The organism is Agarivorans litoreus (assembly GCF_019649015.1).
Classification (GTDB): Bacteria; Pseudomonadota; Gammaproteobacteria; order Enterobacterales; family Celerinatantimonadaceae; genus Agarivorans; species Agarivorans litoreus.
Genome location: NZ_BLPI01000001.1, coordinates 3,399,595 through 3,426,577, shown reverse-complemented (window position 1 = coordinate 3,426,577; position 26,983 = coordinate 3,399,595). Strand labels below are relative to the sequence as shown.

Annotated in this window: 21 protein-coding genes and 2 tRNA genes; 2 read left to right on the top strand and 21 right to left on the bottom strand. The window is 43.8% G+C overall.

The features are described from left to right. Window positions 1-83: 83 nt before the first annotated feature. On the top strand, window positions 84-218 hold the full coding sequence (locus K5L93_RS20205) for a hypothetical protein (protein ID WP_281422568.1): 135 nt from the start codon (window positions 84-86) through the stop codon (window positions 216-218). Here K5L93_RS20205 and tadA read toward each other — a convergent pair. The 15 genes from tadA to rlmE all read right to left on the bottom strand — a co-directional run bounded on the left by tadA (window position 198) and on the right by rlmE (window position 15,336). Next, on the bottom strand, window positions 198-707 hold the full coding sequence (gene tadA, locus K5L93_RS15765; protein ID WP_220720689.1) for a tRNA adenosine(34) deaminase TadA: 510 nt from the start codon (window positions 705-707) through the stop codon (window positions 198-200). The two genes, K5L93_RS20205 and tadA, sit on opposite strands and share 21 nt — an antisense overlap. A gap of 136 nt (window positions 708-843) precedes the next feature. Continuing rightward, window positions 844-2,958: a polyribonucleotide nucleotidyltransferase gene (gene pnp / locus K5L93_RS15760; protein WP_220720688.1), complete on the bottom strand. Its 2,115-nt coding sequence runs from the start codon at window positions 2,956-2,958 to the stop codon at window positions 844-846. A gap of 185 nt (window positions 2,959-3,143) precedes the next feature. Continuing rightward, window positions 3,144-3,413: a 30S ribosomal protein S15 gene (rpsO, locus tag K5L93_RS15755; RefSeq protein ID WP_220720687.1), complete on the bottom strand. Its 270-nt coding sequence runs from the start codon at window positions 3,411-3,413 to the stop codon at window positions 3,144-3,146. 101 nt (window positions 3,414-3,514) lie between these two features. Further along, entirely contained in the window at window positions 3,515-4,462 is a 948-nt protein-coding gene (truB, locus tag K5L93_RS15750; protein ID WP_220720686.1) for a tRNA pseudouridine(55) synthase TruB, read from the bottom strand. Further along, window positions 4,462-4,878 (bottom strand): 30S ribosome-binding factor RbfA, encoded by a 417-nt coding sequence (gene rbfA / locus K5L93_RS15745; protein WP_220720685.1) that lies wholly within the window; start codon window positions 4,876-4,878, stop codon window positions 4,462-4,464. Before rbfA ends, truB begins: the two co-directional genes overlap by 1 nt. 90 nt (window positions 4,879-4,968) lie before the next feature. Continuing rightward, window positions 4,969-7,623 carry a translation initiation factor IF-2 gene (gene infB, locus K5L93_RS15740; protein ID WP_220720684.1) on the bottom strand — a complete coding sequence of 885 codons (2,655 nt, stop codon included), beginning with the start codon at window positions 7,621-7,623 and terminating at the stop codon, window positions 4,969-4,971. A 23-nt stretch (window positions 7,624-7,646) separates the two neighbouring features. After that, on the bottom strand, window positions 7,647-9,143 hold the full coding sequence (gene nusA / locus K5L93_RS15735; RefSeq protein ID WP_220720683.1) for a transcription termination factor NusA: 1,497 nt from the start codon (window positions 9,141-9,143) through the stop codon (window positions 7,647-7,649). A 12-nt stretch (window positions 9,144-9,155) separates the two neighbouring features. Beyond that, window positions 9,156-9,614 carry a ribosome maturation factor RimP gene (rimP, locus tag K5L93_RS15730; protein ID WP_016402377.1) on the bottom strand — a complete coding sequence of 153 codons (459 nt, stop codon included), beginning with the start codon at window positions 9,612-9,614 and terminating at the stop codon, window positions 9,156-9,158. A gap of 145 nt (window positions 9,615-9,759) precedes the next feature. Continuing rightward, window positions 9,760-9,836 (bottom strand) — tRNA-Met (locus K5L93_RS15725). 53 nt (window positions 9,837-9,889) lie between these two features. Further along, window positions 9,890-9,975, bottom strand: a tRNA-Leu gene (locus tag K5L93_RS15720). A gap of 5 nt (window positions 9,976-9,980) precedes the next feature. Continuing rightward, entirely contained in the window at window positions 9,981-10,325 is a 345-nt protein-coding gene (gene secG / locus K5L93_RS15715; protein ID WP_220720682.1) for a preprotein translocase subunit SecG, read from the bottom strand. Between the two features lie 159 nt (window positions 10,326-10,484). Continuing rightward, window positions 10,485-11,822: a phosphoglucosamine mutase gene (gene glmM, locus K5L93_RS15710; protein ID WP_220720681.1), complete on the bottom strand. Its 1,338-nt coding sequence runs from the start codon at window positions 11,820-11,822 to the stop codon at window positions 10,485-10,487. Then, window positions 11,822-12,652: a dihydropteroate synthase gene (gene folP / locus K5L93_RS15705; RefSeq protein WP_220720680.1), complete on the bottom strand. Its 831-nt coding sequence runs from the start codon at window positions 12,650-12,652 to the stop codon at window positions 11,822-11,824. The genes glmM and folP overlap by 1 nt, the downstream gene beginning before the upstream one ends. Window positions 12,653-12,713: 61 nt before the next feature. Then, a complete protein-coding gene (ftsH, locus tag K5L93_RS15700) occupies window positions 12,714-14,657 on the bottom strand; it encodes an ATP-dependent zinc metalloprotease FtsH (RefSeq protein ID WP_220720679.1) in 1,944 nt (647 codons plus the stop codon). Between the two features lie 49 nt (window positions 14,658-14,706). After that, window positions 14,707-15,336: a 23S rRNA (uridine(2552)-2'-O)-methyltransferase RlmE gene (rlmE, locus tag K5L93_RS15695; protein ID WP_016402382.1), complete on the bottom strand. Its 630-nt coding sequence runs from the start codon at window positions 15,334-15,336 to the stop codon at window positions 14,707-14,709. Between the two features lie 114 nt (window positions 15,337-15,450). Here rlmE and yhbY point away from each other — a divergent pair, with 114 nt between their 5' ends. After that, window positions 15,451-15,747 (top strand): ribosome assembly RNA-binding protein YhbY, encoded by a 297-nt coding sequence (gene yhbY, locus K5L93_RS15690; RefSeq protein ID WP_016402383.1) that lies wholly within the window; start codon window positions 15,451-15,453, stop codon window positions 15,745-15,747. 31 nt (window positions 15,748-15,778) lie between these two features. On the opposite strand, the gene K5L93_RS15685 is transcribed toward yhbY, so the two are convergent. From K5L93_RS15685 to pulA, 6 genes are all read right to left on the bottom strand, one after another. Continuing rightward, on the bottom strand, window positions 15,779-16,276 hold the full coding sequence (locus tag K5L93_RS15685; protein WP_220720678.1) for a hypothetical protein: 498 nt from the start codon (window positions 16,274-16,276) through the stop codon (window positions 15,779-15,781). A gap of 158 nt (window positions 16,277-16,434) precedes the next feature. Continuing rightward, window positions 16,435-17,040 carry an HAD family hydrolase gene (locus tag K5L93_RS15680; protein ID WP_220720677.1) on the bottom strand — a complete coding sequence of 202 codons (606 nt, stop codon included), beginning with the start codon at window positions 17,038-17,040 and terminating at the stop codon, window positions 16,435-16,437. Between the two features lie 57 nt (window positions 17,041-17,097). Then, window positions 17,098-17,574: a transcription elongation factor GreA gene (gene greA / locus K5L93_RS15675; protein WP_220720676.1), complete on the bottom strand. Its 477-nt coding sequence runs from the start codon at window positions 17,572-17,574 to the stop codon at window positions 17,098-17,100. A 147-nt stretch (window positions 17,575-17,721) separates the two neighbouring features. Beyond that, entirely contained in the window at window positions 17,722-20,940 is a 3,219-nt protein-coding gene (gene carB, locus K5L93_RS15670; RefSeq protein WP_220720675.1) for a carbamoyl-phosphate synthase large subunit, read from the bottom strand. A gap of 19 nt (window positions 20,941-20,959) precedes the next feature. Next, window positions 20,960-22,102, bottom strand: coding sequence for a glutamine-hydrolyzing carbamoyl-phosphate synthase small subunit (gene carA, locus K5L93_RS15665; RefSeq protein ID WP_016402388.1), 1,143 nt, complete (start codon window positions 22,100-22,102; stop codon window positions 20,960-20,962). A 312-nt stretch (window positions 22,103-22,414) separates the two neighbouring features. After that, the gene (gene pulA, locus K5L93_RS15660) at window positions 22,415-26,800 is read right to left on the bottom strand and encodes a pullulanase-type alpha-1,6-glucosidase (protein WP_220720674.1); all 4,386 of its coding nucleotides are present in this window, start codon (window positions 26,798-26,800) and stop codon (window positions 22,415-22,417) included. Between the last annotated feature and the right edge of the window lie 183 nt (window positions 26,801-26,983).

Genomic DNA, 26,983 nt, shown 5'->3' with positions numbered 1-26,983 from the left:
ACATTACTGTCATGTTTTATGCTTAATCTGTAATGGAGATTAAAAACTGTAAAGCGTCCTGCCTACGCAATGGAGAGGATAGTATGATTAGAAAGAAACGCGTTACCCTTCACTCGCCACGTCGCCGAATTCAATTGGCTCGTCAGCACCGTAAGGTTTTGTTAAGACAACGTTCTTATGTTTTGTCTGAAATGGGTTTAGTCAGCGTCGCTGAGTAAACTACTGCTCTGTTGTTTTTTTCGCAGCTTGTGTTGTTCACGACGCTTGCGAAAAAAACGACTAATGTTCTCACTGCACTGCTCCGCTAATACTCCAGCTTCTACCTCAGCTCGGTGATTTAACTGCTCACAATCAATAATATTAAACACACTTCCCGCAGCGCCTGTTTTAAGATCGCTAGCACCATAAACCAATCGTTTCACGCGTGCGTGCACCATCGCTCCTGCACACATCGAGCAGGGCTCTAAAGTAACGTAAAGCGTGGTATCTAATAGCCGGTAATTGCCGATTTTCTTGCCTGCTTCTCGCAGTGCCAATATCTCAGCATGGGCTGTAGCATCGTTAAGAGTAATCGTTTGATTCCAGCCTTCTCCCACTACTTCGCCTTGGTAAACAACCACTGCTCCAACTGGCACCTCTCCTTGTGCTTCTGCTTTATCTGCTAACTGCAGTGCATATTTCATCCAGTCAATATCGGTATTGTCCAAGTACTTATCCTTGCCTGTTTTTCTCACCACATTGTAAACCTGAAAGCTGCCTGACTAAAGCCCCCAATAAGCCCACTACTCTCTAACAAAAACAAAAAAGCCGGCACAAGGCCGGCTTAGCTATTTATTGAAACGTTTATTCAGCAGGCTTTTCTGCAGGTGCTTCGCTAGGCGCAGCCGCTTCTTTAATACTTAGACGTACACGGCCTTGGCGGTCTACTTCTAGTACTTTAACTTTCACAATGTCGCCAACAGTTAGGTGGTCAGAAACATTAGCAACACGCTCTTGAGAGATTTGCGAAATATGTACTAGGCCATCTTTACCTGGCAAGATTTCAACAAATGCACCGAAGTCAGCAAGACGAACAACTTTACCTTCGTAGAATTGACCCGCTTCAACTTCAGCAGTTAGCTGCTCAATACGCTTAATCGCTTCTTGAGCTTGCGCGTTGTCAGTTGCTGCAACTTTCACTGTACCGTCATCTTCGATTTCGATAGTAGTGCCAGTTTCGTCAGTAAGTGCACGAATAGTTGCACCACCTTTACCAATTACGTCTTTGATCTTCTCTGGGTTGATCTTAAGCGTATGGATACGTGGAGCAAACTCAGAAATCTCTTCACGAGAAGTACCGATAGCTTGGTCCATAACACCTAGAATATGTAAACGTGCACCTTGCGCTTGGCGTAGGGCAATTTCCATAATTTCTTTAGTGATACCTTCAATCTTAATATCCATCTGCAATGCAGAGATACCTTCAGAAGAACCAGCCACTTTAAAGTCCATGTCACCTAAGTGATCTTCATCACCTAAGATGTCAGAAAGAACAACGAACTTGTCGCCTTCTTTCACTAGACCCATTGCAATACCCGCAACAGAAGCTTTAATTGGTACACCCGCATCCATAAGTGCTAGTGAGCTACCACAAACAGAAGCCATAGAGCTTGAACCATTTGATTCAGTGATTTCAGATACTACACGTACAGTGTATGGGAAGTCTTCAGCACTTGGCATTACCGCTGCAACACCACGCTTAGCCAAACGACCATGGCCAATTTCACGACGCTTAGGTGAACCGATGAAGCCCGTTTCGCCAACACAGTATGGAGGGAAGTTGTAGTGAAGCATGAAGCGAGATGTTTGCAAGCCAGCTAGCGAGTCAATCATCTGTGCATCGCGTTCTGTACCTAGTGTACATGTTACAAGAGCCTGAGTTTCACCACGAGTGAATACAGCGCTACCGTGAGTACGTGGTAATACGCCAGTCATTACGTCTAGCGCACGAATCATATCGGGTTCGCGACCATCGATACGTGGCTCACCAGCAATAATGCGTGAACGAACTACGTTTTTCTCTAACTTGCCTAGCTCGTCACCAATTTCTTGGCTGTCTAGGGTTTCGTCTTCAGCAGTTAATGCTTCAACAACCGCTTTTTTGATTTCGCCAACTTCAGCGTAACGCTCTGCTTTGTCGGTAATTTGGTAAGCTTCAGTTAACTTAGCTTCTGCTAATGCTGCTACTTTATCTTTAAGTGCAACGTTAACTTCTGGCGCTTCCCATTCCCAAGCTGGTTTAGCCGCTTCTTCACACAGTTCGTTAATGGCAGTAATTACCGCATTTGATTGCTCATGACCATAAACAACCGCGCCAAGCATTACTTCTTCTGAAAGTAATTCAGCTTCTGACTCAACCATAAGAACGGCACTTTCGGTACCTGCTACAACAAGGTCTAGCTTGCTTTCTGGTAGTTCTTCGGTGGTTGGGTTAAGAATGTAGTTACCGTCGATGTAACCAACACGAGCGGCACCAATTGGGCCATTAAATGGAATACCTGAAAGGCTTAGCGCCGCAGAAGTACCAATTAGCGCAACGATGTCTGGTTGAACTTGTGGATTAACCGAAACCACCGTTGCTATCACTTGTACTTCGTTTACGAAGCCATCTGGGAACAATGGACGGATTGGACGGTCAATCAGACGTGCGATTAAGGTTTCTTCTTCCGAAGGACGACCTTCGCGCTTGAAGAAACCACCAGGAATTTTACCTGCTGCGTAAGTACGTTCTTGGTAGTTCACAGTCAACGGGAAGAAATCTTGGCCAGGTGTAGCAGTTTTTTTACCCACTACCGATACAAATACTGTTGTATCGTCCATAGTAACCATTACAGCAGCTGTAGCTTGACGAGCGATAGCGCCAGTTTCAATGGTGACTGTATTCTCACCGTATTTAAACGTTTTTACGATAGGATTCACGTGAATTTCCTTTAATTTATGTTCTCTTTTCAATTCGCGCTAAAGTATAAAGCAATGGCTTGTCAAAAGATAACTTTATCCTTACTAAAACCACTGTTATCACACCACTTTGTGACTTTTATTTAAGCAACAAAAAAGGGAGCCATTCGGCTCCCTTTCGGTATTCTTTCTTGGCGACGTTAAAATTAACGACGTAGGCCCAATTTAGCGATCAATTCAGCGTAGCTCGCTTGGTTTTTACGCTTCAAGTAGTCAAGCAATTTACGACGCTGGCTAACCATGCGTAGTAGACCACGACGGCTGTGGTGATCGTGGATGTGCTTCTTGAAGTGACCTTGCAAGTGGTTGATCTGTGCAGTTAACAACGCAATTTGAACCTCAGAAGAACCAGTGTCTCCTGCTTCACGTGCGTATTCTGCAACGATTGCTGCTTTTTCAGTGCTACTTAGTGACATACTAACTCCTAAAAATGTAAATTTACTCTCCGCCAATCACTAACTCAGCGAAGAAGGACGCGCATTATATAGTGCGCCCCAATCAGTTGCAAGCAACTCGCTTAACTATCGCTATTTTGAATCAAGCGTTTAGGTGCCACTAAGCCATCATCGTTTAATTGGCCAATGCCAACAAAACGATGCTGCTCACCAATGGTTAACCTAAACACATCATTTAACGGGGCGCCAGCGACTTGCATCGCTTGGCCTTGCATTAAATATCCACCTAATGCTTCAGGAATATTCACTTCAGCTAAGTGCGCAACGGCAGTGTCCATTGGTAATAGCAAAGGATCAAGTAGCTCTTTTGGAGCGATATCTTGCTCGTTAGCTTGTTCTAATAACGCCTCTAACTGTTCTGGTGTCACCATTCGTTCGCTTGGGTAAGTCGCTACCTGCGAGCGATGTAACCTAACTACATGCGCACCACAACCTAGCATTTCACCTAAGTCATCAATAATAGTGCGAATATAAGTACCTTTGCTGCAATGAACATCTAAGGTCAGCATATCGCCATCTAATGAAATGAAGTTGTTTTCATAAACAGTAATTGGCCGCGCTTCACGTTCAATCGTAATGCCTTCTCGAGCATAAGAATACAAAGGTTTACCGTTATGTTTTAGCGCAGAAAACATAGAAGGCACTTGATTTATCGCACCACGAAATGATGCTAGTGCAGCTTCAATCTCTGCGTGATTAACATTCACATCACGCTGTTCAACCACTTCCCCATCGGAATCAGAGGTATTAGTTCGAACACCGAGTTGAGCAGTAACCTGATAACGTTTATCGGAATCTAACAAAAACTGTGAAAACTTAGTGGCTTCCCCTAAGCAAATTGGCAGCATACCAGTGGCAAGCGGATCTAGAGCTCCGGTATGTCCGGCTTTTTGAGCAAAATAAATTCGCTTAACTCGCTGCAAAATTCCGTTTGAAGAAACGCCAGTAGGTTTATTCAGCAGAAGGATACCGTCAATAGCTCTACCCTTTTTTCTGCGTCCTTGTCCCATTACTCGCCCTCTTGCTCTTCACCGTTGCCCAAGCTACGACCTGAAGCTTCGGCTTTTTGTTGGTCTTCTTTAACCGCTTTAGTCGCCAGCTCTGTCATACGCAAGCCTTCACGTAGTGAGCCATCATATTGAAAGCGTAATTCAGGTACAGCGCGCAGGCGCATTGCTTTAGCTAACAAATGACGAACGTAACCCACGTGCTCTTCTAGCGCTTCTAAGCTAGCTTTTACCGCTTCTTCGCTATCATCTAAAAATGTCACAAACACTTTAGCGTAGGCAAGGTCACGGGTTACTTCAACAGCAGATACTGTCACTAAACTCAAACGTGAATCTCGTACTTCGCGTTGCAAAATCATCGCAACTTCTTTTTGAATTTGTTGGGCTACCCGATCTGGGCGGCTAAATTCTCTAGGCATCACATTTCTCCTGATACCACTCCCAAGGGAGTATTGAAAACACAAATGGGGGCGCAAGCCCCCATCTTAGAGATTAATTAAGTGGCGAGCTTACAAGCTACGCTTAACTTCAACAATCTCAAATACTTCGATTTGGTCACCAGCACGAACATCATTATAGTTCTTCACGCCGATACCACATTCCATGCCGTTACGAACTTCGTTTACGTCATCTTTAAAGCGGCGAAGTGACTCTAGCTCCCCTTCATAAATAACCACGTTATCACGTAAAACACGAATTGGGTTAGAACGCTTAACCTGACCTTCAAGTACCATACAACCTGCAATTGCGCCAAGTTTAGGAGACTTAAATACGTCACGAACTTCAGCCAAGCCCATAATTTGTTGTTTAAATTCTGGAGCAAGCAGGCCAGTCATCGCACTCTTAACTTCATCGATTAAATCGTAGATTACGCTGTAATAGTGTAAATCTACGCTTTCGGTTTCGATGATACGACGTGCGGTTGCATCGGCACGAACGTTAAAGCCAAGTACGATAGCGTTAGACGCTGCGGCTAGTGTTGCATCAGTTTCGGTAATACCACCAACACCACGACCGATAATGTTCACTTTAACTTCATCAGTTGAAAGCTTAGACAGAGAATCAGCAATCGCTTCAAGTGAACCTTGTACATCAGATTTAAGTACAATATTAAGCTCTTGAACTTCACCTTCTTCCATGTTGGCAAACATGTTTTCAAGTTTAGATTTTTGCTGACGCGCTAATTTAACATCACGGAATTTACCCTGACGGTAAAGTGCAACTTCACGGGCTTTCTTCTCATCACGAACAACAGTCGCTTCGTCACCGGCTTGCGGTACGCCCGACAGACCTAAAATCTCAACAGGGATTGAAGGACCGGCAGACTCGATGTCTTTACCATTCTCATCTTTCATAGCACGGATACGTCCGTACTCAAGACCACATAGAATGATATCGCCTTTTTGCAGCTGACCGTGTTGTACAAGAATAGAAGCAATTGGGCCACGACCTTTATCAAGACGAGATTCGATTACCACACCAGATGCTGCGCCAACATGACTAGCAGTAAGTTCTAGTACATCAGACTGAAGCACAATCGCTTCTAATAAGTCATCAATACCTTCACCACTTTTCGCTGATACGTGAACAAATTGCACATCGCCACCCCAGTCTTCTGGAATCACATCGTGTTGCGATAGTTCAGTTTTAACGCGATCAGGATCGGCAGCTTCTTTATCGATTTTGTTTACCGCAACAACTAATGGCACCTGCGCAGCACGGGCGTGCTGAATAGCTTCAATAGTTTGAGGCATTACACCATCATCGGCAGCCACAACCAATACAACAATATCGGTTGCTTTAGCACCACGAGCACGCATAGAGGTAAACGCAGCGTGTCCTGGAGTATCTAAGAAGGTGATCATGTTGTCGTTAGTTTCAACATGGTAAGCACCAATGTGCTGGGTAATACCGCCTGCTTCACCATCGGCAACTTTAGCGCGACGAATATAATCTAGTAGCGAGGTTTTACCGTGGTCAACGTGCCCCATGATAGTTACAACTGGTGCACGAGTTGTTTGCTCACCGGTTGATTCCGCTTCTTGCATTACTTGTTCTTCAAGCGCGTTTTCTTTAACTAGAACCACTTTATGGCCAAGCTCTTCTGCAACCAAGGTTGCGGTTTCTTGGTCAATAACTTGGTTAATGGTCGCCATTGCGCCCATTTTCATCATTGCTTTAATCACTTCAGTGGCTTTAATCGCCATTTTATTAGCTAACTCACCAACTGAAATAGTTTCGCCAATACGTACTTCACGCTCTACCGGTTGAGCAGGCTTGTTGAAGCCATGCTGCATGGTAGTTGGGGTAGCAACTTGACGCTTATTACCTTTGCGGCCACCACGACGATTGTTATTGTTATCGTCGTTTTGCTTAGCCTTACGCTTCTTACGGCGAGGAGCTTCAGCTTTTTGCTCTTGCTCATCTTCTGCAGCACGAGCATAAGTAGAGGTTGTCGTGTGGTAATCGGCAGATTCTTCACGCTTTTTGCGGGCTTTTTCTTCTTCGGCCCAACGCGCGGCATTTTCTTCTGCTAGCTTCTTCGCTTCTTCGGCTTTTTTCTCAGCTTCAGCCTCAGCTTTAGCTATTGCCGCTTCTTCTTGTTTACGTAAGATATCGGCAGCTTCTTTCTCGGCGGCTAATTGCTCAGGAGATTTTTCTGCGTCAGACTGTTTTTCAGCTTCTTTAGCTTTAGCCGCGGCGGCCGCAGCTGCCGCTTTTTCTTCGCGCTTCACTTTCTCTTCCGCTTCACGCTTAGCTTTCTCTTCAGCGGCTTTCTTCGCAGCAGCTTCAGCTTGGATACGTGCAGCTTCTTCAGCTTCTAGGCGTGCTTTTTCTTCAGCTTCTTGCTTAGCTTGCTCTTCTACCGCACTACGCTTAACGTAAGTTTTTTTCTTACGCACTTCCACTTGAACTGCGCGAGACTTACCGCCAGTACCAGACACACTTAAGGTGCTCTTGGTTGTACGCTTTAAGGTCATGCGGCTTGGCGAGCTTTCTTCGCCATGCTGTAATTTTAGATGCTCAAGAAGCTTAGTTTTCTCTTCTTGAGTAACATTGTCAGTTAAAGACTTTTTAATACCAGCATCTGCAAATTGCTGAATTAATTTATCTTCGTTTGTTCCCACGTCGGTCGCGAGTTGTTTAATTGAAACTTCTGTCATCGGGCTATTGTCCTCCGTCGACCTTATTCTTCGTCGCCAAACCAGCAAATCTGTCTGGCGGCCATAATCAGTTCGCCGGCTTTCTCTTCCGACAATTCTTCAATATCTTCTAGCTCATCTATACCTTGCTCAGCAAGATCTTCCAAGGTAACAACACCTTTGCTTGCCAATACAAACGCTAAATGGCGTTCCATACCTTCAAGAGCAAGTAGCTCCTCACTTGGTTCGGCGTTTTCTAAAGACTCTTCTTTAGCTAAGGCTTCAGTGACTAACGCTGCTTTAGCTCGCTCGCGCAACTCATTAACGATATCTTCATCTAGACCATCAATGCTTAAAAGTTCACTTACCGGTACGTAAGCGATCTCTTCTAAAGAAGTGAAACCTTCTTCTGCAAGCACCGTTGAGAACTCTTCATCAATGTCTAAATATTTAACAAAGGTATCGATAGCCTTTTGAGCTTCAGCTTGGTGTTTGTTATTTGCATCTTCTACGGTCATTACATTAAGTTCCCAACCGGTAAGTTGAGAAGCAAGACGTACGTTTTGACCGTTACGACCGATGGCTTGAGCAAGGTTATCTGCTTCAACAGCAATATCCATAGAATGGCTATCTTCATCTACAATGATTGAAGCCACTTCTGCTGGTGCCATCGCATTAATAGCAAACTGAGCTGGATTATCGTCCCACAGCACAATATCTACACGTTCGTTATCAAGTTCACCAGAAACGGCTTGAACGCGGGCACCACGCATACCAACACAAGCACCAACCGGATCGATACGACGGTCATTACTTTTCACTGCAATTTTTGCGCGAGAACCTGGATCACGAGCAGCAGCTTTAAGATCTATCATCTCTTCAGCAATTTCCGGTACTTCGATACGGAACAACTCAATCAGCATTTCTGGGCGAGTACGGCTCATAAATAACTGAGCGCCACGTGCTTCTGGTTTCACTTCGTATAGCAAACCACGAACACGATCACCTGGGCGGAAGGCTTCACGTGGAAGAGATTCTTCGCGATGAATAACCGCTTCAGCATTGTTACCTAGGTCAACAATGATATTTTCACGACTTACCTTTTTAACGACGCCCGTTACCAATTCATTCACTTGGTCAAAATATTGTTCAACAACTTGTGCGCGCTCTGCCTCACGTACTTTTTGCACGATAACTTGCTTAGCAGTTTGCGTAGTAATGCGGTCAAACACTACCGATTCAATTTGCTCTTCAACATAATCACCAAGTTCAATTTCTGGCTCTTCGTATTGGGCTGCTTCTAAAGTAATTTCACGGTAGGGATTTTCAATCGCTTCTTGGTTTTCTACGACCATCCAGCGACGGAAGGTATCAAAGCTACCGTCTTTGCGATCGATATCAACGCGAACTTCAATATCGCCTTCATACTTTTTCTTGGTTGCTGTAGCTAAAGCAATTTCCATAGCTTCAAAGATTTTTTCACGCGGTAGAGCTTTTTCGTTCGATACCGCATCAACAACCAACAAGACTTCTTTGTTCATTCCTGACCCTCTTTAGTCAAACTGGGGAACCAGATGCGCCTTTTGTACATTACCTAGCGCAATCCGATGTTGTTCTTTGTCTACTGCTAACACGACAGTGTCGTCTTCAACAGCAATAATTTCACCCTGCCATTTGCGGCGATTATTTACCGGCATACGTACCTGTAAAAAAGCAATCTCACCAATAAAACGTTGATAGTGTTCCGCTTTAAAAAGAGGGCGTTCTAAACCAGGAGATGACACCTCTAGGTTGTACTCTGTGCTAATTGGATCTTCAACATCCAAAATAGCGCTAGCTTGTCGACTTACGTCGGCGCAATTGTCGACATTAATGCCGTTTTCGTGGTCAATAAACAAACGCACGATAGAGTGCTTACCAGCACTAACATATTCGATACCTAAGAGCTCAAAACCCAGCGCTTCAACCGCCGGAGTAAGCATATCAGTTAATCGTTGTTCTACAGTTGCCAAGGTTCCCCTCCAGAAACAAAAAAAGGGCGTAAAGCCCAGTTCTAGCACCTAAGGTGCGGCGAGAAAATAACAAAAAGCCCCGATGAAGCGGGGCTTTAAAATTTCTGAGCCTTTAACACTATCGCTTACCTAAGTATTTGATAGTTGGTTGCGGGAGCCGGATTTGAACCGACGACCTTCGGGTTATGAGCCCGACGAGCTACCAGACTGCTCCATCCCGCGTCCGATTGCCGAGGATTATATCAATCACTCTGACAGGATGCAAAAATAACTATTGGTGCCGAGAGCGGGACTTGAACCCGCACGTCCATAGGACACTACCCCCTCAAGATAGCGTGTCTACCAATTCCACCACCTCGGCTAAAATTAGTTCGGTACGTCGCTACCAGGGTTTGCTGGTGATGCTGGAACGTCAGCATCTTGAAGCACTTGTTCAGCTGAAGGCTGAGACAAATCACTCCATTCATCAACTTGCTGAGTGTGTTTAGCTGAAAGGTTGCCTAACACCAAGCTGATTACAATAAACAACGTTGCACAAATAGCGGTTGCTCTAGTTAAAAAATTGCCTGAACCAGAAGAACCAAATACTGTGTTCGATGCGCCAGAGCCAAAAGATGCGCCCATGTCGGCACCTTTGCCTTGCTGAATTAACACTAAACCGATTAAAGCCAGCGCAATAACTAAATAAATTACTAATAAAATCTCGTACATTCTCTTTCACCTAAGTGTGGGTCGGTCTTTAATCCGACCGTCATTTAGTGAAACACAAGTCACCAAAGCGGGCGAATATTAGCGAACCTCTGCCACTAATACAAGCGCCAAGCTAAAAAAACTTCTACTCTGTGTTCAACCGTTTAATTATTGTTCGCTTTAGTTGCAAGCAGCTCTTACAGCATCAGCGATTTCGTTAGCGCATTGCTCTACTAGAGCAGAATCCGCCCCTTCAACCATTACGCGCAGTAATGGCTCTGTACCTGATTTACGTAGCAATACTCGGCCAAAGTCACCTAGTTGATTCTCGGCTTTGGCTTGAGCTTTTTTCACTAAGTCACTGCTTAATGGATCGCTATCACCTTTAAAGCGCACATTGACCAGTAGTTGAGGATAAAGCGTTAAATCACTTAGTAGACCTCGCAAACTCTGTTTTTGTGCCAACATAGCAGCTAGAACCTGCAATGCAGCAACGATACCATCACCGGTTGTGGTATGACCCAGGCAAATAATGTGACCAGAGTTTTCGCCGCCGTAAGTCCAGCCGCGCTCAGACAATTGCTCCATAACATAGCGATCACCAACTTTTGCCCGGCTAAATGGAATATCCATTTCGGCAAAGGCTTGCTCTAGAGCCAAATTACTCATTAATGTGCCAACAACACCGCCGCTTAAATGGTTATTTAACTTTGCGTCTTTGGCCAAAATATAAAGAATTTCGTCACCGTCAACTTGCACACCATGTTGGTCAATCATCATGACGCGGTCACCATCACCATCTAGTGCGATTCCGAGATCCGCTTTGTGCTCTAAAACTTGTTCAGCTAATAAGCCGGTATCTGTAGCACCACATTTCTCATTGATATTCAGGCCGTCTGGCTGGTTACCGATGGCTATCACTTCTGCGCCCAATTCACTAAATACTTTTGGAGCAATGTGGTAAGTGGCACCATGTGCGCAATCAACCACAATTTTAAGACCGGATAAATTGAACTTATTTGGAAAAGTACTTTTACAAAACTCAATATAACGGCCTGCAGCATCTTCAATTCGGCGAGCTTTACCTAATGCAGCCGAATCTACACAGGTCATTGGATTATCTAATTCAGCTTCAATCGCTAATTCCACTTCATCGGGTAGCTTAGTGCCATTAGCAGAGAAAAACTTAATGCCATTGTCGTAATAAGGGTTATGAGAGGCACTAATCACAATGCCCGCTTCAGCCCTAAAAGTACGAGTTAGGTAGGCAACTGCTGGGGTCGGCATAGGCCCAACAAAGCTGGCTTGAACACCCGCTGCAGAAAGACCTGCTTCTAGAGCAGATTCCAGCATATAGCCGGAGATACGAGTATCTTTACCAATTAATACTTTACGTGTTCCTGTGCTCGACAAGACCTTACCGGCTGCCCATCCTAGTTTTAAAGCGAACTCGGGGGTGATTGGGTACTCACCCACCTTACCGCGAACACCATCCGTGCCAAAATATCGTCTTGTCATTACTTACTCATCTGTACTTTTGAATAAACCTTTAGTGCATCAGCCGTTTCTTGAACGTCATGTACACGAAATATGTGTGCTCCCTGCTGCGCAGCTAATACAGCACCAGCCACACTTGCTGCCATTAAACTATCTGGAGATTTACCCAGCAGCTTACCAAACATGCTCTTGCGGGAGACGCCCGCCAAAATAGGCAAGCCGAGCTGCTTAAACTCATTTAATTGAGCAAGTAGCTGAAAATTGTGGTCAAGAGTTTTACCAAAACCAAAACCAGGGTCAACTATTATATTCGATTCAACAATGCCTGCCGCTACACAGCTCTCAACTCGTTGCTTTAAGTAAGTAATTACTTCGCTCACGACATTATTGTATTGAGGGTTAGCTTGCATACTTCTGGGTTTGCCTTGCATATGCATAATGCACACAGGCACCCCTGAATCAACGGCAACCCCTAGCGCCCCTGGATTTGTTAAGGCGCAAACATCGTTAATGATATCAGCGCCTGCTGCAACAGCTTGCTGCATCACTTGAGCTTTATTGGTATCTATCGAAACCAAGCAATCAAAACGCTGTTTAATAGCCTTAATCACACCAACGGTTCGTTGCAGTTCCTCGGTTAATGAAACTTCATCAGCGCCAGGTCGGGTCGACTCTCCCCCCACATCGATTATATCAGCGCCTTCCTCAAGCATTTGTTCTACACGTGCCAGCGCTTGCTCATGGGAAACATAAGAGCCACCATCGGAGAAAGAGTCTGGCGTAACATTAAGAATGCCCATAATCACCGGGCGTTTGAATTGATGAGTACCAATATTGAATGCAATTGTCATTTTCTTTACTTACAAAAAAGCCCTGTAAGCGACTTACAGGGCTAACAACTTAATTTAAGCCTTACTGAGCAGGGTCTTCACCTATGGTTTTAGGTGGCTCAGGTGCATCAGTTTTTGCGTCGTCAGCTTTAGCTTCATCGCCTTTGTCATTCGATTCAGGGGGTGTTGGCTTGTCTGAATCATCCCAATCAGCCGGTGGACGAGGAGTTTTCCGCTCCATTAAATCGTCAATTTGTCTTGCATCAATGGTTTCATACTTCATCAATGCATCTTTCATTGAATGAAGTATATCCATATTTTCTGTTAACAAAGATTCAGCGCGCTGGTAGTTACGATCAATGACCGAGCGAATTTCTAAATCTATAGCCTTAGCAGTATCATCAGACATATGCTTAGTTTTAGCAGCACTGCGCCCTAAAAATACTTCGCCTTCTTCATCGGCATATAACAATGGCCCCATCGACTCTGATAAGCCCCATTGGGTAACCATCTTACGTGCTATTTCAGTAGCTCGCTCAATATCGTTGCTGGCACCAGTTGACACTTTCTCATCACCGTAAATAATACGTTCAGCTAAGCGACCGCCGTACAGACTAGATATCATGCTTTCTAAATGCTGTTTGCTATGGCTGACTCTGTCTTGCTCAGGCAAGTACATTGTTACACCTAAAGCGCGACCACGTGGAATAATACTCACCTTATAAACTGGGTCATGCTCTGGAACCAAACGACCAACAATTGCATGGCCAGCTTCGTGGTAGGCCGTCATCTCTTTCTCGGCTTCAGTCATCACCATCGATTTACGCTCGGCGCCCATCATGATTTTGTCTTTAGCTTTTTCGAACTCTTCCATCGATACGGTGCGCTTGCTACCGCGAGCGGCAAACAATGCTGCCTCGTTAACTAAGTTAGCTAAATCTGCACCAGAGAAACCCGGTGTACCGCGTGCAATAACAGCGGCATCTACACCATCACCTAAAGGCACTTTACGCATGTGTACCTTTAGAATTTGCTCTCGACCACGAATATCTGGTAAGCCAACCGTTACCTGACGGTCAAAACGACCAGGACGAAGTAATGCTGGGTCTAATACGTCTGGACGGTTAGTTGCAGCAATAACAATAATGCCCTCATTACCTTCAAAACCATCCATTTCAACTAGCATTTGGTTTAGTGTTTGCTCACGCTCGTCGTGCCCACCACCTAAACCAGCACCACGTTGGCGACCTACCGCATCAATTTCATCGATGAAGATAATACACGGTGCAGACTTTTTAGCTTGCTCAAACATGTCACGAACACGTGAAGCACCAACACCTACGAACATTTCTACGAAGTCTGAACCAGAAATAGTAAAAAACGGTACTTTAGCTTCACCAGCGATAGCTTTAGCAAGTAAGGTTTTACCGGTACCAGGGGGACCAACCATGAGTACGCCAGTAGGAATTTTGCCGCCGAGCTTTTGGAACCTAGTTGGATCACGCAAGTAATCAACTAACTCTGCCACTTCCTCTTTAGCCTCATCACAACCAGCCACATCCGCGAAAGTGGTCTTAATTTGATCTTCACTCATCAAGCGGGCTTTACTCTTACCAAAAGACATTGCGCCTTTACCACCACCACCTTGCATTTGACGCATGAAGAATATCCATACACCAATAAGCAATAGCATTGGGAACCAAGAGATAAAGATAGAGGTTAGTAAACCCTGCTCTTCTGGTTGCTCACCCAACACCTTTACATTGTGGTTGATAAGATCATTAAGCAGGTCTTTATCGTGCAAGGGAATAATAGTGCTAAATTGCTCACCAGTACGCTTGATGCCTTTAACATCTTGCCCACTAATACGCACTTCTCGGATCTGTTCTTGATTCACTTCCTTTACAAAGGTGGAATAGTCCATTTGCCGACCACTGCTTGAATCAGGGCTAAAGCTTTGGAATACAGACATCAAAACCACAGCTATTACCAGCCACAGAATCAGATTTTTTGCCATGTCACTCAAGACGAAAACCTCACCGGTTATTTTTAAATAAGAATTATTATCTAGCGTACTATAGTTTAAAGCCACTAGCCACTATATAGACTTCTCGAGAGCGAGCCCTTGAGGAATCTGGCTTACGAGTTTTCACACTGGTAAACATAGAACGTACTTGTTGGAGATATTGATCAAAGCCTTCGCCTTGGAATACCTTTACTGCGAAGCTGCCTTTTGGCGCAAGCACTTCACGACACATATCTAATGCTAGTTCAACTAAATACATTGCACGTGATTGGTCAACATTATTGTTGCCACTCATGTTGGGTGCCATATCTGACAACACAACATCCACTTTCTTCTCACCTACTCGCTCAAGCAAAGCGTTTAGCACTTCTTCTTCGCGAAAATCGCCACAAAGAAAATCCACGCCAGCGATTGGGTCCATAGGTAGAATGTCACAAGCTATCACATGACCATCTAAACCCACTTGCTCCACGCAGTATTGTGACCAACCACCAGGCGCAGCGCCAAGGTCTACCACAGTCATGCCCGGTTTTAACAACTTGTCTTTATTTTGAATTTCTTCAATTTTAAATACCGCTCTTGAACGCAAGCCAAGCTTTTGGGCTTTTTGCACATAGTGGTCGTCAAAATGTTCAGTTAACCAGCGCTTAGAGCTGGCAGTATGTTTTTTATTGGTCACAAATAGTTTCCACTATAGTTACAAAACCGCACGGTATCATGATTATAAAATAGTATTAGTGTTTAGATGGCGCTAGAATGTGATTTTTTCAACCCCGAGTAAGCAGAAAGTTTCATGCAACTAACTAACAAACAAAAACAGCACCTGAAATCCTTGGCTCATAACCTAAAGCCAGTGGTAATGCTTGGCTCAAATGGATTGACCGAAGGAATTTTGGCAGAAATAGAAGTCGCCATTGCTCATCATGAATTGATTAAGGTAAAAATTGCTACCGATGATCGTGAAATGAAACAGCTTATTGCCGATACCATTGTAGATAAAGTTTCAGCGGTAAAGGTTCAGGTGATTGGCCATATATTAATTATCTATCGCCCGAGTGAAGATAAAAAGATTGAATTACCACGCAAATAAAAAAAGCGGCTTTAGCCGCTTTTTTTTATATCTAAACTGCAATAGAAATTGGCTGGTAGGGCTCCGGCTGAGGCTCTGAACCTGAACTACCACCATACTTGGCATAAAACTCAGCAATCGCTAATTGTTGATTAACTTGCTTTTGTTGCTCTAAATTACTGTTAATGCTTTCTAAAGCTTTAAAACTTACCGGGTTGCTTTCACTACTTTTGGTTTCGTTACCCGTAGAGCTGGTATAGTAAATATCTAATAAGTTTTGCTGATGATTAACTGCTGAAACGCCAACAACAACGTTACGCTTAGCATCTATTTCCGCTTGTTGCTTTTGCTGATAGCTCTCAACTTCTCCACTAACATATAAGCGCGCATTACGCTGTTCTTCTGGAGACAATTGATCATATTTATCGGAGATTTTATCAACAATATCGCCATAGCTAGGCTTATTTGTGGTGCTAGCAATTGAGCTTGGCGTAGAAGCGGCAGAAGGCAGGTACGCATGCGTTGAGTTAGAAGTTATTGCTATCGACATTAAATCACCTTTAAATCAGTTAATAAACAACCAATCCATGGTGAAGTTTTAGACTATAACAAACATCAACTTGGCAAACAATTAATCATCTGCATATCTAAAATAAACCAACAGAATAACCAAACGAAATCACTTTTTAGCAGTCTTTTAAACCAACCTTATGCCAAGGGCAAAAACTCAGCCAATTGGAAATTTTTCACAACTACACAATCCATTCCCGCATTATGCGCGGCTTGAATACCAAAAGGAGTGTCTTCAAACACTAAACAGCGCTTTGGCTCAACGTTTAAACGTTGCGCTACTTGCAGAAAGGTGTCCGGTTCCGGCTTGTGCGCAGCCACGTCTTCAGCGCACACCATAGCCTGAAAATAGTCAGTAAGCTTAAGATTATTGGTAATTCGATCCATGTTAACGCGTTCAGCGCCAGTGCCTAAACCCAGCTTTTTGCTGCTTGCGAATTCAGCCAGTACCTCACAGCTTGCAGGTATCCTCTCAACCTTATGCCACAACGCATCAAACCCCGCGCGTTTATCGTTCAATAGCTTTGGGCCGTCGATATCTACTTGGTAATGTTGCTGATATTGTTCTGCAATTTTGAGTGTTGGCATACCGCCGCGGTCTGCTACAAAATTAATGTGAACAGGCAAACCTTGCTTGTTTAAGGCTTCTTCCCAAGCTGCTAAGTGTGCAGGCATTGAGTCAACTAAGGTGCCGTCCATATCAAAAATGAAGGCGTCATACTTTGCGTAATCTATCGCTAACAAGGTGTTTCTCCAATAAAAAACGCAGCATAACGCTGCGTTTTTTAACAAGTTCTGAATCTAAATATATTCAACCGCTACAATTTCGTACTCAACTTCACCACCTGGTGTAACCACAGTGACTTCATCTTCTACGTTTTTACCAATGAGTCCACGAGCAATTGGCGAGTTGACCGAAATACGATTTTGCTTAATGTCGGCTTCATCATCACCCACAATGCAATAGGTCACCTCTTTATCTGTGTCAAGGTTTAACAAGGTAACTGTACAACCGAAAATCACCTTACCGTTGTTGGTCATTTTGGTCACATCAATAACTTGAACGTTACTTAACTTACCTTCAATATCTTGAATACGCCCTTCACAAAAACCTTGCTGCTCTCGTGCAGCGTGGTATTCAGCGTTTTCTTTAAGATCGCCATGCTCACGAGCTACCGCGATATCGTCAATAATTTTTGGACGAACCACTGTTTTTAAATGCTCTAACTCTTCACGTAATTGCGTTTCGCCACGCACCGTCATAGGAACTGGTTTCATACTTAATAACTCAACAAAACTAGAAAAACAGAAAAAAATTTGGCTGTCGATGACAGCCAAATTTACTTGTACTAATAATTGCAGTGTAACGCTATTTTACGCTGCGGTGAAGCTCTTCACCACTTTGCTTATAACGATATTCGCCAATTAGCTGATACGTTTATGCAAATCTTGAACAGAAGTCACAGTGCCGCGATCATCAGCATTATGAGCCTGGCAAGTCGCAAAGGCACCGTTAAGCGTAGTCGTGTAATTAACTTTTTGCGCTAACGCAGCTCTACGCAATTGACGTGAATCTTCAATAGATTGACGACCTTCAGTAGTGTTAATCACGTAGCTATATTCACCGTTTTTCAAACGGTCAAGAATATGCGGGCGACCTTCATGAACCTTGTTCACCAAGCGAGGGTTTATGCCTGCTTCACCTAAAGCAACTGCGGTACCGTGAGTAGCATCTAATTCGTAGCCAAGTTCAAGCAACTTAGCAGCTAGCTCTGCTACACGCTTCTTATCTGAGTTACGAACCGATAGCAATACTCGACCACCTTTAGGGCCATCGTTACCAATACCTAGTTCAGCTTTAGCGTAGGCTTCAGCAAACGTATCACCTACTCCCATCACTTCACCGGTAGAGCGCATTTCTGGGCCTAAGATTGGGTCTACACCATGGAATTTGTTAAACGGTAATACCACTTCTTTAACCGAGTAAAACGGTGGAATAATCTCTTTTGTGATTCCCTGCTCGGCTAAAGAAATACCCGCCATTACGCGTGCTGCCACCTTGGCAATAGGCACACCGGTAGCCTTAGATACAAACGGTACAGTACGTGCAGCACGTGGATTTACTTCAATTAAGTAAATCTCGTCATCTTTAACTGCAAACTGGGTGTTCATTAAACCAATTACACCTAATTCTAAGGCTAGCGCACGAACTTGCTCACGCATACGATCTTGAATTTGTGGGCTTAGCGTATAAGCAGGCAATGAACAGGCCGAATCACCAGAGTGAACGCCCGCTTGCTCGATGTGCTCCATAATGCCGCCGATAACCACATCCTTGCCATCACAGATAGCATCGATGTCAATTTCAACCGCATCATTTAGGAAGCTATCTAAAAGAACCGGTGAGTCGTTAGACACACTTACAGCCTCTTTAAAGTAGCGACGTAAATCTTGCTCATCGTAAACAATTTCCATTGCACGGCCACCTAGTACATAAGATGGACGAACAACCAATGGATAACCGATACGCTCTGCTGAGATAACAGCTTCTTCTGTAGTTGAAACTGTATCGTTTTCTGGTTGCTTAAGCTTCAAGCGATCAACTGCAACTTGGAAACGTTCACGGTCTTCAGCGCGGTCAATCGCATCTGGAGACGTACCAATAATTGGCACGCCAGCCGCTTCTAATTCACGCGCCAGCTTAAGTGGTGTTTGGCCACCATATTGAACAATAACACCGGTTGGCTGTTCTACACGCACAATCTCTAGTACGTCTTCAAGCGTTACCGGTTCAAAGTACAAACGGTCTGAGGTGTCATAGTCTGTTGAAACGGTTTCTGGGTTACAGTTAACCATAATGGTTTCGTAACCGTCTTCACGCATCGCTAGCGCAGCGTGTACACAACAGTAGTCAAACTCGATACCTTGACCAATACGGTTAGGTCCGCCGCCCAACACCATGATTTTCTTCTTATCAGATGGTTGAGCTTCACACTCTTCATCGTAAGTTGAATACATGTAAGCTGTGTCGGTAGCAAATTCAGCGGCACAGGTGTCCACTCGTTTGTATACTGGCAGCACTTCTAAACGATGGCGTAACTTACGGATTTCTTTATCCGATACACCGGTTAATTTAGCTAAACGAGCATCGGCGAAACCTTTACGCTTTAGCTTACGTAGTGTTACTTCATCTAAACTGGCTACGCCGTCTTTAGCTACTTGGTTTTCTAACAATACAATGTCTTCGATTTGTACCAAGAACCAGCGATCGATATTGGTTAAGGCAAATACATCTTCAACAGACATGCCTGCACGGAAAGCATCAGCGATATACCAAATACGGTCTGCACCGACATTTTGTAGTTCGTGACGAATGGTTTCCATTGCATCAGGTGCATTTAGGTCAACAATTGGATCGAAGCCGTCTACACCCACTTCTAAACCACGCAAGGCTTTTTGTAGTGACTCTTGTTGGTTACGACCAATCGCCATAACTTCACCCACCGACTTCATTTGAGTGGTTAGGCGATCGTTAGCACCAGCAAATTTCTCGAAGTTGAAGCGAGGGATTTTTGTTACAACATAGTCGATTGAAGGCTCAAACGAAGCAGGTGTTTGGCCACCAGTAATGTCGTTTTGCAATTCATCAAGGGTAAAGCCTACTGCCAATTTAGCTGCAATTTTAGCAATTGGGAAACCAGTCGCTTTAGATGCTAGTGCAGATGAACGAGATACTCGCGGGTTCATCTCGATGATAACCATACGGCCAGTATTTGGACAAATACCAAACTGTACGTTAGAACCACCTGTTTCAACACCAATCTCGCGCAGAACTGCAAGCGATGCATTACGCATCAATTGGTATTCTTTGTCTGACAAGGTTTGCGCTGGTGCTACAGTAATTGAGTCACCAGTGTGTACACCCATTGGGTCGAAGTTTTCGATGGCACAAACGATAATACAGTTATCGTTTTTATCACGTACCACTTCCATCTCGTACTCTTTCCAACCGATTAAGCTTTCATCAATCAACAGCTCGCTGGTTGGTGAAAGATCTAGGCCGCGGGCACAAATCTCATCAAACTCTTCTTTGTTATAAGCAATACCGCCACCGGTGCCGCCCATAGTGAAAGAAGGTCGGATAATACATGGGAAACCAACTTCTTCTAATACGCCGTAGGCTTCTTCCATTGAGTGAGCAATGCCCGCATTTGGACAAGCTAAGCCAATGCTTTTCATTGCTTGGTCGAAACGATTACGATCTTCTGCTTTATCGATCGCATCAGCCGTCGCACCAATCATTTCAACATTGTATTTCTCTAGCACGCCTTTGCTTTCAAGCTCTAGCGCACAGTTTAATGCGGTTTGGCCACCCATGGTTGGCAATACTGCGTCTGGGCGTTCTTTTTCAATAATTCGCTCTACCACTTCCCAGTGAATTGGCTCGATGTAAGTTGCATCAGCCATCTCTGGGTCAGTCATAATAGTAGCGGGGTTAGAGTTAACCAAGATGACTCGGTAACCTTCTTCACGCAAGGCTTTACAAGCCTGAGCGCCAGAATAGTCAAATTCACAAGCCTGGCCGATAACAATTGGGCCTGCGCCCAATATTAGAATACTTTTTATATCACTACGTTTTGGCATAAGTTCTGCTGCTCTCTACCTACGCTTGGCCGTTAAGGCGCTGCTCAATTAATTCAATGAAGTGGTCAAACAATGGCGCTGCATCATGCGGACCAGGGCTGGCTTCTGGGTGTCCTTGGAAGCTAAACGCTGGCTTATCTGTACGATGAATGCCTTGCAAGCTTTGATCGAACAATGAGAAATGAGTCATTGTTAGATTTTCTGGCAAGGTTTTTTCATCTACTGCAAAACCATGGTTTTGCGCAGTAATCATTACGCGGTCATGTTTGATATCTTTAACCGGATGGTTACCGCCGTGATGGCCAAATTTCATTTTCACTGTTTTAGCACCACTGGCTAAAGCGAGAATTTGGTGACCTAAACAAATACCAAATACTGGGATATCTGTTTCAAGGAAGGTTTTGGTAGCTGCGATTGCATAATCACATGGCTCTGGGTCGCCAGGGCCATTAGACAAGAAGATGCCATCAGGGTTTAAGGCAAGTACCTCTTCAGCTGATGTTTTAGCCGGAACCACGGTTAGTTTACAACCACGGTCCACTAACATACGCAAAATATTGCGTTTAACACCAAAATCATAAGCAACTACGTGAAACTTACTGTCTTCACTATCGGCAGGAAGCCCAGCTTTAAGATCCCAAGAGCCCTGCGCCCAAGTGTAAGTATCAGCCGTGGTAACTTCTTTGGCGAGATCCATCCCTTTTAAGCCGGGGAAGGCTTTCGCTTCAGCTAAAGCTTGCGCTTCATCTAAATCTTCACCCGCTACAATACAACCCGCTTGCGCACCTTTTTCACGAAGAATACGCGTTAGCTTGCGGGTGTCTATATCCGCAATACCTACTACGTTTCTTGCTTCCAAATATTCACTTAAGCTTTGTTGGCTACGGAAATTACTCGCCACCAAAGGCAAATCACGAATAACTAGACCACAAGCGTGGATAGCATTCGATTCTTCATCTTCTGGGGTGGTTCCGTAGTTTCCGATATGGGGGTAAGTGAGGGTGACAATTTGGCGAGCATATGAGGGGTCAGTTAAAATTTCTTGGTATCCGGTCATCGAAGTATTAAAAACAACTTCTCCAACGGCAGAACCATTGGCTCCGATTGCGGTTCCACGGAACACGGTACCGTCTTCTAATACCAGCAGCGCTGATTTGCTCAAGGCAACCTCCTAACAAAGAACTGTCGACACGACAAAGTTGAACTAAAGGGTAAACTTTAGCCCAATACGATAAAATTTTGGCAAATTCCGCGGATTATAGAAGAGATATTGAAAAAGGTCTATCAATTTTTATACAAACTTATAAAAACAAGCTTTATGGTCCAGTTTAAGAAGAAACCCCTCAAAACATAATGTTTCCTTGGATAGGAAAGGACTAGAAGTTTACGCTAATTGTAAAGCATATCAGCTACTGAAGACGCTAAATAAAAAAGCCGCTCTGGTATGAGCGGCTTTATATAAGTGACTAACTACTTACTGCTGTAGGTTAACTGAAATGTTTTTACTAACTAAATCAAAAGTAAGAACATAAGTTCCAGCTGCTGCAGGGGTAAATTGAATATTACCGCTATCATCAGCTAACGCCAAAGAACCTTCAGCAACATTCACATCAGCATATCCATGCTCGTAAGTTCCCCAAGTACTGCCAGTAATTTTGAAACTAACGGCCGAGTCCGTTGTGAAAGTAATTGTGTAGCTAGCACCATTTACGTATGTCATAGAAGATTGAGCGTTGTGAGACCATTCATTTAAGCTTCCAGGCATATGCATAGCGATATCAGCAAACGCTTCTTTTAGCACCTCCTCTTGAACAACAGGATTAGCAGAATCAGTCGCATCTAAACTTAATGTGTAGTAACCAGCTTGAGTAAAGTTAACAGCACAATTGCTTGCGCCACAGCCCCAATTCGCTAAACCCCAATCACCTAACGTGAATTTGTATTCTTGAGACTCTAACAACGCAACGTCTGCTGAATAGATGCCATCACCGCTATAACTAGCTTCTGTGCCATCTACTGTCCACCCGTTCATACCACCAGCCACATAGACTTTAGCTAGTCCCATTGGCGGTACATCACCTTTATCAGATTGTGGTAGACCCATACCACGCTCGCCATCTCGAACCATATTAAATACGGCTGATGACCAAGCAGGAACGGTAAACTTACCGTCAGCAAAACTTGCGTCTCCAGCAATTGAGTTTGCATCTGAGTGAGCATCACTCAATTCAAGGTTAGCAAGAACAATTGGAGCCCCTTCGCCATCAATAAAGTTGTTTACCATCTGAGATTCAGGGGTAGCATTCACAATGACAACAATGCCGTCTAAATTAGCATCTAAGTCTGTTTCTTGAGTTAAACCATTATCAATTGTCATAACGATTAAACCAGGTGTCTGACTAGACCCTACATTTCGGAAGTCAACTCGGTCAATGATTTCTTGACCACTAGGTAGCGTCATCAAAGGTGAAGCTTTACGTAAACGAAGCAACTCTTTGTAAACATCAACAGAGTTCATCATGTCAATTGCTGCAGGTTGCGCTTTATCAGTTAACACACCAGCGATAGTGGCATAGTTAGCCTGATCTTTGTCTGCTGCAGGTAGACCTTTATCCCAGTTGTTGTCCGCTAAAGTAAAGTCAACCTTGTTATACCAATCGCCATAATCATATGAATCCCGCTGCATAGATTTAGAACGTAGCAACTCAACACCCATGTGAGTAAATGGAATAGCTTGACCTAGCATCACTGTTGATAAAGCTACCCCCTGCATTTTAACGCGGTCTTCAGCGCTAGCTTCATGTGACACTTTGTACATGTTAATGTCCCAAAGCGTTTGGTTATCATGCTTTGATACATAGTTTTGTATTTCCCAAGGTTCTTCAGCGTAACCAGCTTCTTGACCATTATAATCAACACTGCTGCCGTACATGGCTACATCATCTTTAGTCATCATCAAGAAATCGCTAAGGTTAGCCGCCATTCCCAAACGAGTTAAATCTGCTTGATGTAACGCTCTAGCCTTTTCAATATCACCTGGAGTTTGACCATCTTCATTAGCTTCACCTTCTAAGGAAACTAATTCATTTGGCAACACATAAGCTCCATTACCAAAGCCCTGAGCAGCTCTGATACCGTCAGCTTCATCAAATGGGCTACCGCCTCGAACCGCATCACGTAAACGGTCAGAGAAAGACCCTATACCAGTGCCGCCCAAATTTTTCTGAGTAGCTTGAACGAAACGGCGGTCATCTTGAACTTCACCGAAGTTCCAACCTTCACCGTAAAAGTAAACTTCTGGATTAACAGCTCTAGCAGCCTCTAATGTACCAATCATTTGCTCTAAAGGATGGTGCCCCATTAAGTCCCAACGATATGCGTCGATTTTGTATTGCTCTGTCCAAAGCTCAAGAGAATCATCAATAAACTTGGCGTACATTGCATGCTCAGGAGCAGTATTGTCACAACATGTCGAAGTTTCGACCATGCCAGTGTCAGGAACTAAGCGCTGATAATAAAGAGGAACTACTTTATCTAGAACCGACTTATCATTTAGACCAGATGCATTAGTATGGTTATACACCACGTCTACAACTACATTTAACCCGAGTGTTTCTTTAACCGACTTAACCATTTCACGGAATTCTAAAATACGAGCTGTGCCTTCCGCGTTGGTTGAGTAAGAGCCTTCTGGCACGTTGAAATGATAAGGATCATAGCCCCAGTTATAGCTATCTACACCACGAACGTACTCATTAAGAGCTTGAACTTTTGGCGACTCTATTCCGTCTTCATCGCTTAACTCAGCAAATACTTCGGCTAAAGTTTGTCCGCTACCACAATAAGAAGAAAATTCTGACTCATTTACTGCTGGGTTAACAGAACACAACTTACTAAAGGCATCATCGATATTTGCAACTTTTGCAGGATCTTCGTTAATTGTTGCTAGGTCAAATACCGGCATTAAATGTAAATGTGTTAGTCCTGCCTCACTCAGTGATTTCAAATGCTCGGTTGGTACAGTACCTTCTTCAGTGAATGCTAAGTACTTACCTTTATTTTCAGTACTAACATCTAATGAAGAAAAGTCTCGTACGTGAGCTTCATAAATAATCATATCGGACAAATCACTACCCAACTGAGAATGCGGAGCTTCTAAAGAATCCCATCCTGCTGGTTTTAGATCATCGGCATCTAAATCTACAACTTGGCTGTATAAAGAGTTCATCGACAAACTTAGCGAATAAGGGTCAGTAACCTCATAACCATAAACTTTTTGCTTACTTGGGTTAAAAACAGTTAAAGCGTAACGGTAATAGCTACGATCTACATCTCCATTAGCTGAGCTTACACTCCAACTACCTGAAGCTTTATCCTCAACCATTGGGATGCGTTCACGTTCTGTTTTGTCATTGTTATATAAAACTAACTCAACATTTGTCGCCGTCGGAGCCCAAATTCGGAAAGTTGTTTGATCTGCTCCAACAACCGCACCAAATTCTAGTTCAGTAGCTGCTTCAGCATACAATGCATCTAGAGCTCCCGCATATTGAACAGCCGTAACAGAACGCATTTCACCAGCTTCATCAGAAGCTATGGCAACAACGCTGCCTTTTAATATATCTGATAAAGAAATTGACTCAGGAAGGCTTGGTAAGCTGAATGCTGGGTAATTAGCTAAATGTGGAAATTTCGCTTTCTGTTCATCAGATAAGGTGCTACCAGACAAAACTATCGATGACCCACTAACTACACCATCGGAAACAGAGAATTCGCCATCATGGGTAAACATCAACTGAACCATAGATGCTCCATCACCACCTCTCCAGGCGATGGTCTTATCATCTAGCATGATTGCACCAATAGTATTGACCTCAAATCCAGCAGAAGGACCCGCTTCTTCAAATGCAACATCTCGACTAGCAAACTGAGTACTGTTACTAGGCATAAAGGTAATTGAACGATTTTCGCCCATTGTAGCGACATCAATTCTTAGGTCATCGCCAATTAACTTATCTTTGTTTTCGTTAGTACGGAAAATAACATTGAAGCAGCCTTCGTCGGCATCAATAGGTAAATACCATACAGGACCGAACTCATCTGAAGTATCAGGGGTAACACTTACATCATCCCACCCGTTATTTAGAATGCTGTCACTTAACGGAGAATTATCACATCCATCTTTCCAAAGATGAAGGTTCATTGAGTCATAATCATCTGCAAAATCACCCATTGGATCATAAATCTGTAATGCTATTTGACCGCTACTTGCAGCTTCATGATCTCCTGGAGCCTCTACTTCAGGTAATACAACATCAGTACCAGCTTGAGGCAGGCCTTGACCAGTTAACAATAAATCGCCTCTTGAGCCCTCAATCAGGTCACTGCTTCCTTCTGCAATACCAACGTTTTTACCCGCTAAGCTTGCGCTAGCAGTAAATGAGGCCTTTTCTTCTAGATTCTCGTCAAGAACTTTGAAATCCGTACATGTATCAAGCTCACTTACATTAATAAGCCAAGAAGGACCAAAGTCATCATTTCCTTCCGCTGTATAAGAGCTATCAGCACATTGCAAAACCCAAGCATTATATTCTGTCGCTCGGGCACTAAGTGCTACTTGGGCTGAAGCTCCATTAGCAACTTCGGCCACGTAACTAAATCCAAACTGTTCCGCTGAAGGTGCAGGTGCTGCACCAGGTAAAACAATTACGGGATCAGTTTCAACTACTTCTGGCACTGAAACCGAAGGCTCTTGTACCTCCGGTACAATTTCTGTTTTGCTACTGCCACAAGCTGTAATTGCAACTGCTACTACGAATGGCATGGTAAGCTTAGCTAGCCTACTAATTTTTATATCCATGTCAGCCTTTCCTTTCCTTTTACTGAACCGATATTCAGTAAATTACTGTTTTTATGTTTGGGTTTTATTTGCTCTCGCCTTCCATTGGACGAGATGCACATAAGTTAGGGGTTCAAGACCAAAAGGACTGTGACGACAACGTAACTTTGAGTAACACAATGTCACATTACTGTATTTTTTATA